Here is a 9087-nt window from a genome sequence, read left to right as displayed (position 1 = left end):
TGGATCCATCAATATGGCATAATAAGGAGTGATTGCCATCCTGTATTTTTGAGGCACATCTCTATCTCCTTTTGCTGCTCATCCGATAAGGGTATAACCTTTTGCCAGCTGCGCTACCGTAGTAGTTCTGTTTTTAAACTGCCACCTCCAATCCGCTAATCAGGCTCCACGTCTTAAGCGTAAAAAACTTGTTCCCGTCAAGAACCTTCTCTTGGCACATTTCATAAAATGTTAATGTTCAGTGATAAATCCAACGATTTCCGGAGGTGAACAAGGTGTATAGCTATAACGGCGCAAATCATTACGAAGATTACAACTATTATGATGACTACCATAGCGACTACTACAATGACTATTACAGTTATATGAACTACGATGGATATGGTTATAATACGGACAATGAATGCTATGGCTACTGGGACCACTATGGTTCCGAAATGGACCCTTACATCTACCCTGTCTGGCCAGGCCTTATAAGAAACCTGGAAGAATACATTAAAGACGAGCTTACAGACAGCAGGTATTACGAACTGCTGGCACAAAAGGCACCTACCCAGAAAGCCAAGGATCTACTTATGGAATTCAGCAAAGACGAAAAGATGCATGCCCAGGACTTCATGAACGCATATTTCATGCTGACCGGAAGAAAATATCAACCTCCAAAGATTGAAGATCCTAAAGTACCCGACGATTTCATGGAAGCGTTACAGCAAAGGATACTGGCCGAAACCAACGACTACAAAAAATACGGGGAACAATACCTTAAAGCCCCTACCGCCTATCTCCGCAACCTATTCTTCATGACCAGGACATCAGAGGCACAGCACGCCATGAGAATTCCCTACCTGATGCACGAACACCACAGGCAGACCAAGAAATAAAGGTTTTATTACTTACAAGTACAAAGGCAATTCACTCTCTATTTTGACAAAAATAGAGATGAATTGCCTCTTTTATTTTATATAGACTTAAGCCGTCGCGTCTTTAAGCCTCTTTAATATAAGCCAAACACAATTTCACGTTAGCCTTTTAGGTAAAACATCTAAATTACAGGGCTTCCAGTACCTCTTGCTCGGTAACCGTGAGCACTTTTGACAGGTCGAGGAGTATAATGAGGCCGCTGTCCAATTTAACTACGCCAGCTATATAGTCCTTATTTATCTTGGTCATCTCGGGCGGCTCGCTTATCCTGGAAGAGTCAACCCTCAATATTTCCGTGACCTCATCCACTATAAAGGCCACCTTCTTTTTGCCCACCTCAGCCACGATAAATCGCGCCTCACGGCCGTAATCGGACCCTCCCAGTCGGAACCTCTTCTTAAGGTCCAACACCGGCACAACCTCCTGGCGGTAGTCGATTACGCCCTCGATGAAATCGGGGTTGTTTGGGACCTTCGTCGGCTTGACCGGCAAGATGATCTCCTGTATGTTGTGTATTAGCGCTCCGTACATCTCATCCCCCAGTTTGAACACCACAAACTGCATCTCTTCCATACAACATCCCCCTCTCCCTTTCCTTTCCACCCATCATTCCCGCAATGGCTTTTTTGGTGATATTTTCTACACTTTCGACACGTTTTCCTGCTTTTTAACCAAAAATTTTGCTCCTTTTTATATCTATCTCCCCGCACTATGGTTCACCATCATTTGCCGTTTCCCCATCCTATCGTCGGCCTTTTACCATTTTATCCGGACTGTTGTTTAACATTTGCCGTGCGTCGTCGGCCTATGCCCTACCGATTATCCCCAGCATTTACAGCCATCTTAGCCGTATCCTTAAATAACGCAAACGCCATTAGAACGAACACCTTACATCGTCAGTACCACTGCCAGTGCATTACACGCTTGAGGGAACATTATATGAGTCAGCACCTGCTTATTAGTTTTAGCTATTGAAAGGAAAAATGTACGTCATAGTGACGCTATACATAATTCTCAGTATCAGCCAACAGATAAAAAAATAGACAGGGGTGGCCAGCAGCTTTAGGAGACATTAGCCAGCAAATAGGCGTTTATAAACTGGTCAATCTCCCCGTCCATGACCGCCTGGATATTGCCGGTCTCAGCCCCTGTACGGTGATCCTTTACCAGATTATACGGATGAAATACATACGACCTTATCTGGCTACCCCATTCAATCTTCTTTACCTCACCCTTAAGCTGCCTGAGCTTTTCCTCCTGTTCCCTTTCCTTAAGCTCCAGCAGCCGCGCTTTCAGCATCTTCATGGCCGTCTCGCGGTTTTGAATTTGCGAGCGCTCGTTCTGGCACTGCACCACAATGCCCGTTGGGATGTGGGTTATGCGCACCGCCGACTCGGTCTTATTGACGTGCTGCCCACCTGCACCGCTGGCCCTGTAGGTGTCTATGCGCAGGTCCTCAGGGCGAATCTCTATCTCGGTGTCATCTTCCAGTTCCGGCATCACATCCACCGATGCAAAGGAAGTATGCCGCCGCCCCGAGGCGTCAAATGGCGAGATCCTCACCAGACGATGCACTCCTCTCTCGCATCTCAAGTAGCCATAGGCATTGGGGCCAATGACATGGAAAGTGACGCTCTTTATGCCGGCCTCTTCTCCCGGCAGCATATCCAAAACCTTGACCTCGTATCCTTTGTCCTCGCACCACCGGGTGTACATGCGGAACAGCATCGCCACCCAATCCATGGCTTCGGTACCGCCCGCTCCCGCGTGGAGGGATACAATGGCGTTATTTCTATCGTAAGGTCCACGGAGCAGCGTCTCCATGTTAAAAGCATTAACCTCTTTGTCCAACTGGCGGAGGCTGCTTATTACCTCATCGGTCACCGAATAATCCTGTTCCTCCAGCGCCAGCTGTATAAGAACCTCTATGTCCTCAATCTTGGACCACAGCTTTTTATACCTTTCTACCTTGTTCTTTAAAGCCTTTATCTCGCGATTAACTTTTTGGGAACGTTCCAGGTCGTTCCAAAACTCGGGGTCATTCATGGATTGTTCCAGCTCTTTTATCTTGCCCTCGCAGCCCGATATGTCAAAGTGAATCACCTATTCTAGCGAGGGTATCCTTTATGGACTTCAGCTCAAACCTTGCATTTTCCAATTCAACCACTCTATCATCCCCTTTCTCGATAATTTTTATTTAGCAACAGCGCGCTCAAACGGCGCGACCACAACATTTCTTGTATTTCTTCCCGCTTCCGCAGGGACAGGGGTCGTTCCGCCCTATCTTCTCACTTCTCACCACCGGCTTCCTTACCTCCTCACCGTGAGTAGCAGTCATCGGTACGGCTACCTTTTCCCGCTTGGGCATGTTATCCTTGATCCTCAGGCGATACAGGATCGATATGGTCTCCTCCTGGATGCTGCGTATCATTTCCTCGAACATCTCGTACCCTTCAATCTGGTATTCAATCACCGGGTCTCTTTGGCCATAAGCGCGGAGCCCTATGCCCTGCCGGAGCTGCTCCATATTGTCTATGTGGTCCATCCACTTCTTATCCACTACGCGCAACAGTATTACCCTCTCGGCCTCGCGCATGTTTTCAGGGCCGTTTTCCTCTTCCAGCTTGCGATAGGTGGCCTCTGCCACCTCCATAATCCTGGCCTTCAGCGCTTCACGGGTCAGGTTGGAAATCTCGCTTTCGTCAATGACTATCGAACCTTTGGGCAGGAACAGCTCCTCAAGATACTCCACAAGGCCGCGGATGTTCCATTCCTCAGGATGATCGACCCCTCCAGTATACATGGATATGGCGTTTTCCACCACACTTTCGACCATCTCCATGATAGCATCCCTGATGTTTTCGCCTTCCAGTACCCTACGCCTCTGGCTGTAAATGATCTCGCGCTGGACGTTCATGACGTTGTCATACTGCAAAACATGTTTGCGGATTTCGAAATTCCGCCCCTCTACCCTCTTTTGCGCCTGCTCGATCTGCTTGGATAAAAGGCCGTATTCTATGGGCTGGTCTTCATCGATATTGAGAGCCTGAACCATCGACTTTATCCTGTCGGAGCCAAACAGGCGCATCAGGTCATCTTCCAGGGATATATAAAACCGCGAAGAACCAGGGTCCCCTTGACGCCCGGCACGGCCCCGGAGCTGGTTGTCAATGCGCCTGCTTTCGTGGCGCTCGGTACCAATGACATGAAGGCCCCCTAACGCAACCACCTTCTCCCTCTCTTTATCGGTTTCAACCTTAAATTTTTCATATAGCTCTCTGTAAACCTTTCGGGCCTCCAGCACCTCGGGGTCATTTACCTCTTCAAAGCCGGTTGCGCGGTTTATGAGCTCCTCAGAATACCCCATCTTGCGCATTTCCTTTTTGGCCATGAACTCGGGATTGCCGCCCAGCAGTATGTCGGTTCCCCGGCCGGCCATGTTGGTGGCAATGGTGACAGCCTTGTACTTGCCAGCTTGGGCTATTATCTCTGCTTCCTTCTCGTGATACTTAGCATTCAGCACCTGATGGGGAATACCGCGCCGCTTGAGCATCTCGCTCAGCAGCTCGGAATTTTCAATGGATACCGTACCTACAAGCACCGGCTGACCAACAGCGTAGCGCTGGGCTATCTCCTCCACCACCGCCCTAAATTTGGCTTCCTTTGTGAGATAAATGACGTCGTTGTAATCTTTTCTGATCATGGGCTTGTTGGTGGGGATGACCACTACGTCCAGGCCATAGATGGTCTTAAATTCCTCTTCCTCAGTCTTGGCCGTACCCGTCATGCCGGCCAGCTTCTTATACATGCGGAAATAATTCTGAAATGTAATGGTGGCCAGCGTCTTGCTCTCCCGCTCCACCTTGACTCCTTCTTTTACTTCTATAGCCTGATGCAGCCCATCGCTGTAGCGCCTGCCCATCATGAGCCTGCCGGTAAACTCATCCACTATTATGACCTGGCCGTCCTTGACCACATAGTCCCTGTCCCGTTTCATTAGGGCATGAGCTTTAAGGGCTTGCTTTATGTGATGGGATATGGTAATGTTCTCGGGATCGGCAAGGTTTTCCACTCCAAAAAACTTCTCGGCCTTTGCGACGCCCTCTTCGGTCAGGTGCACCGTATGGGCCTTTTCGTCCACCTCATAGTCGATATCCTTCTTAAGTTGCAGCACGAAGCGGTTGGCGTGATAATACAGATCGGTGGATTTCTCGGCCGGTCCAGAAATGATAAGGGGAGTACGCGCTTCATCTATCAATATGGAGTCCACCTCGTCGATTATGGCGTAGTTGAGCTCCCTCTGTACCATGTCCTCCTTATATATCACCATGTTATCCCGCAGGTAGTCAAACCCAAACTCGTTGTTGGTACCGTAGGTGATATCGGCTGCGTAGCTTTTGCGGCGCTCTTCAGATGACAAGCCATGCACTATGAGCCCCACCGACAGCCCCAGGAAGCGATATATCTTACCCATCCACTCGCTGTCACGCTTGGCCAGATAATCGTTTACCGTGACGATGTGTACCCCCTTGCCGGTCAGGGCGTTTAAATAGGCGGGCAAGGTAGCCACCAGGGTTTTGCCCTCGCCGGTCTTCATCTCGGCGATCCTGCCCTGATGGAGCACTATGCCGCCCAGGAGCTGGACCCTAAAATGCCTCATGCCCAGCACCCGCCTGGCTGCCTCGCGCACCACCGCAAAGGCCTCGGGCAACAAATCATCCAGGGTCTGGCCATCGGCCAGCCTTCTTTTGAACTCCTGGGTCTTTTCCCTAAGCTGGCTGTCGGATAGCGCCTGCACAGAAGGCTCAAGGGCTTCTATTTTATCAACTATCTTCTCAAGCCTCTTTATCTCCCTTTCGTTGCTATCCCCCAGCAATTTCTTCAAAAGCGAAACCATAAACTTCAACACCTCGATATGCGCTACATCAAGGAGCGCACACATTTTGCATAAGCTTATAACTATTTAATTTTAACATTTATTCAAACAATATTCAAGGATTTAGCCGAGTGCTCCCAGAAAAGCTTACAAAACATTCCATCTAGGTAATTTTGTATTTTGTAAACGGCAATGATAATAAAAAAGCTGGCTCTTAAGATAAAGCCAGAAAACGTTAAAGGGAGCTTATCGCTCCCTTTTTTCTTACATGTATTCGGGTTCAATCAACCCGTAGTTGCCATCCTTGCGCTTGTAAAGCACGTTGACCTGTTCGGTATCGGCATTGGTAAATACAAAGAAGCTATGCCCCAAAAGCTCCATCTGCAGAATAGCCTCATCCACCGTCATGGGCTTTAGCGGGAATCTCTTGGTCTTCACCACTCTGGGCTGTTCTTCCTCGGGCTCTATCTGCTGGCCAAAAGCAGAAGCATCGTATTTGAACGCCCCGTTTTTCAGCTTCCTCTCCAGCTTGGTCCTGTGCTTGTGGATCTGCCTTTCAAGCTTATCCAGCACCTTGTCAATGGATGCGTACATGTCATCGGTGGCTTCCTCAGCTCGGATGACCAGACCGTTGAACGGTATGGTGACTTCAACGATGTGGCGATAGTTTTGAACCGACATGGTCACCTGCGCCTCGGTATCAGCCGGAAAATACTTCTCCAGCTTCCCCACCTTTTTATTGACCTGCTCCCTTAAAGCGTCGGTGATGGCCACATTCTTACCGGTTAACTTAATTACCATAAAAGGCCAGCTCCTTTCCCATTTACTTTCTCTAATTATTTTTATTCAAGGAACGATGAAGAATTCCTATCATGCCCTTCTACTAAATTTTTACCCCTTGTCCAGACATACCAAACACCCTTTTATAAAAGCATGTCATATTTTGTCACTCTTTATTGAACAATACCACAATTTATTCCATTTTATGTTATTTTGTCGTTTTTTTAAACTGCTACAAAAAACATGTCACAATACAGGGAAAGGAGGTGGTAAAAATGGACGAACAATGGCTAATAAGGCAAATCGAAGAGAAGCGGGAAGCCTTGAAAAAGCTCCTACGTTCCAAAGATTTCAATTTAAAGGATGAAGAGATAATCAAGCTCAGCCAGGAACTGGATGAGCTATTACTCCAATATGTCAAATATAAAGCCCAGGAATAAGGCCGCAACGGCTATGGCCTTATTTCAATAAATTTTATATCGGACATCTTTTGTATTTCCTCTTGAGAAACTACCCAGTGCTCCAGCGCCTTCCACTTATTATCGTAAAACTTAAACCTCACAGCCGTGTAGATAGTCCGTCCTTCCCCTTGATGGCGAGCGTACATGACAGCGGTATCGCCATTATTGTCATATGCCTGCTCGCTTATGGCCACCGAATACTTCCCGCCTATTATAAAGCCTGCCTGCCTCAAATCCTCTTCGGGCACCGGCCGAAACCCCACATCGGCCAGACCGCTCTTCAGCATCAGGTCCTTATAAGCAGTTATATCTATCTCGCCCTCTATGCGCCGGGTAAATATGTCAATGGTGCGCTCCATCACCAGCGACAGTTGATACCCCAGGGTAAACCGATACAGCGATAGCAAGAAGGCTGCGATGAGCAGGCAGGCGACTACAGTCAAAGCCAGCCTAACATATGCGCTCTTTACTTGCCCATCCTTCCATCTGCGCCATATGGTTTTGCCATTCAATACCACAAGGGGTGCAAAGATCAGTATGCTGATCAACCAAAAAACTATTCTGGCAGCTCTCAATTCACTTCCTCCTTTATAAAACTTTGCTCAGGAAGGCACGGGTTCTCTCCTTCTTGGGATTGCCAAACAACTCTTCAGGGGTGCCTTCCTCCAGAATGACTCCCTCATCCATGAAAAGGATCCTATCCCCCACTTCCCTGGCAAAGCCCATCTCGTGGGTGACCACCACCATGGTCATACCCTCCAAGGCCAGCTGCTTCATGACGGCTAATACCTCTCCCACCATCTCGGGATCCAAAGCCGATGTGGGCTCGTCAAACAGCATGACTTCGGGGTCCATAGCCAAAGCGCGTGCAATGGCCACCCTCTGCTTTTGGCCTCCCGAGAGCTGGCTGGGATATACGTCATCCTTGTCGGACAATCCCACCTTTCGGAGCAGCTCAATAGCCTTGCGCCGCGCCTCTTCCTCGGGTATCCTCTTCACCTTCACAGGCGCCAGCATGATGTTTTCCAGCACCGTCATGTGGGGGAACAGGTTGAACTGTTGAAACACCATGCCCACCTTCTGCCGCAGCCTGTTGATATCCTTCTTATGCTCCACGAGCGAAATGCCATCGATATATATCTCGCCCTTGGTAGGCTCCTCCAGCAAATTCAAGCAGCGCAGGAAAGTGCTCTTGCCCGAACCGCTGGCCCCAATGACGCAAACCACTTCTCCTTTTTGAATCTCGGTATTTATACCCTTTAGCACCTCCAGGTTGCCAAAGGACTTATGCAAGTCAACCACTTTAATCACTTTGCCTGAGCCTCCTCTCCAGCCTGCCCATAAAGGCCGTCAGCATCGAAGTAATGTAAAGGTATATGAGCGCCACCAGTATAAAGGGAGTATACGGGTCAAAGGTACGCCCGCGTACGATATTGCCGGCCCGTGTCAGGTCATCCAACGCGATGTATCCGGCAACCGCGGTCTCTTTGAGCAGCATAATGAATTCGCTGACTAGCGCGGGCAGTATGTTCTTTATAGCTTGGGGCACTATGACGTAGCGCATGGCCTGAGCATATGAAAGTCCCAGAGACCTGGCGGCTTCCATCTGCCCCTTGTCAACTGCCAGTATTCCGGCGCGTATGAGTTCGGTAACATAAGCCCCGCTATTTATGCCAAAGGCCAGCGATGCCACCAGCAACTTGGGAAGCTGGCTGCTCCCTAGTATAGCATAGTATATCACAATCAGCTGAACTACTGAAGGTGTACCCCGAATGACATCGGTATATATGGTTGCAATTCTATTTAATATCTTATTATTTGTCAGCTTGGCTATAGCCATCACAAGGCCTATTATGATACCTATTATTGCGGCAAAAACGGTGAGCTGTATGGTTACCTTAAGCCCGTCTATAAATAGCATGTACCGGTCTTCTTTAATTAGATTGAAGTATATGGCATCGGACAGAATCCTGAAAATACCCTCCAACACAATATTCTCTCCCTCTCCTTAAATTGATTATTAAAAGACGAAAAACAAGCTAGCACCGG

The 9087-nt window shown here is 48.5% G+C and carries 9 protein-coding genes; 2 read left to right on the top strand and 7 right to left on the bottom strand.

What is annotated here, in order from left to right:
• The first annotated feature begins 275 nt into the window (after window positions 1–275).
• A complete protein-coding gene (locus tag FWJ59_RS05970; RefSeq protein WP_414481056.1) occupies window positions 276–881 on the top strand; it encodes a hypothetical protein in 606 nt (201 codons plus the stop codon).
• A gap of 166 nt (window positions 882–1047) precedes the next feature.
• Here FWJ59_RS05970 and FWJ59_RS05965 read toward each other — a convergent pair whose 3' ends face one another.
• The 4 genes from FWJ59_RS05965 to hpf form a co-directional block, all read right to left on the bottom strand.
• The gene (locus FWJ59_RS05965) at window positions 1048–1494 is read right to left on the bottom strand and encodes a chemotaxis protein CheW (RefSeq protein ID WP_414481055.1); all 447 of its coding nucleotides are present in this window, start codon (window positions 1492–1494) and stop codon (window positions 1048–1050) included.
• Between the two features lie 489 nt (window positions 1495–1983).
• A protein-coding gene (gene prfB / locus FWJ59_RS05960) for a peptide chain release factor 2 (RefSeq protein ID WP_414481054.1) occupies window positions 1984–3088 on the bottom strand; the annotation gives its coding sequence in 2 pieces (ribosomal slippage) (window positions 1984–3012 and window positions 3014–3088; 1104 coding nt in all).
• Between the two features lie 45 nt (window positions 3089–3133).
• Window positions 3134–5818, bottom strand: coding sequence for a preprotein translocase subunit SecA (gene secA, locus FWJ59_RS05955; protein ID WP_414481057.1), 2685 nt, complete (start codon window positions 5816–5818; stop codon window positions 3134–3136).
• Window positions 5819–6061: 243 nt separating this feature from the next.
• Window positions 6062–6598 carry a ribosome hibernation-promoting factor, HPF/YfiA family gene (gene hpf, locus FWJ59_RS05950; protein ID WP_414481053.1) on the bottom strand — a complete coding sequence of 179 codons (537 nt, stop codon included), beginning with the start codon at window positions 6596–6598 and terminating at the stop codon, window positions 6062–6064.
• Between the two features lie 254 nt (window positions 6599–6852).
• On the opposite strand from hpf, the gene FWJ59_RS05945 reads away from it, so the two are divergent.
• The gene (locus FWJ59_RS05945) at window positions 6853–7017 is read left to right on the top strand and encodes an aspartyl-phosphate phosphatase Spo0E family protein (RefSeq protein ID WP_414481052.1); all 165 of its coding nucleotides are present in this window, start codon (window positions 6853–6855) and stop codon (window positions 7015–7017) included.
• Between the two features lie 11 nt (window positions 7018–7028).
• Here FWJ59_RS05945 and FWJ59_RS05940 read toward each other — a convergent pair whose 3' ends face one another.
• The 3 genes from FWJ59_RS05940 to FWJ59_RS05930 are packed head-to-tail and all read right to left on the bottom strand — an operon-like array spanning window position 7029 to window position 9028.
• The gene (locus tag FWJ59_RS05940; protein ID WP_414481051.1) at window positions 7029–7613 is read right to left on the bottom strand and encodes a hypothetical protein; all 585 of its coding nucleotides are present in this window, start codon (window positions 7611–7613) and stop codon (window positions 7029–7031) included.
• 13 nt (window positions 7614–7626) lie between these two features.
• Complete coding sequence (locus FWJ59_RS05935; protein ID WP_414481050.1) at window positions 7627–8349, bottom strand: amino acid ABC transporter ATP-binding protein; 723 nt, start codon at window positions 8347–8349, stop codon at window positions 7627–7629.
• Window positions 8342–9028: an amino acid ABC transporter permease gene (locus FWJ59_RS05930; protein ID WP_414481049.1), complete on the bottom strand. Its 687-nt coding sequence runs from the start codon at window positions 9026–9028 to the stop codon at window positions 8342–8344. Before FWJ59_RS05930 ends, FWJ59_RS05935 begins: the two co-directional genes overlap by 8 nt.
• Window positions 9029–9087: the final 59 nt, after the last annotated feature.

It is taken from the genome of Caldicoprobacter sp., from assembly GCF_047459465.1.
In the GTDB taxonomy this organism is placed as follows: Bacteria; Bacillota; Clostridia; order Caldicoprobacterales; family Caldicoprobacteraceae; genus Caldicoprobacter.
The sequence above is the reverse complement of the archived record's forward strand: the minus strand, read 5'-3'. Positions and strand labels throughout refer to the sequence as shown.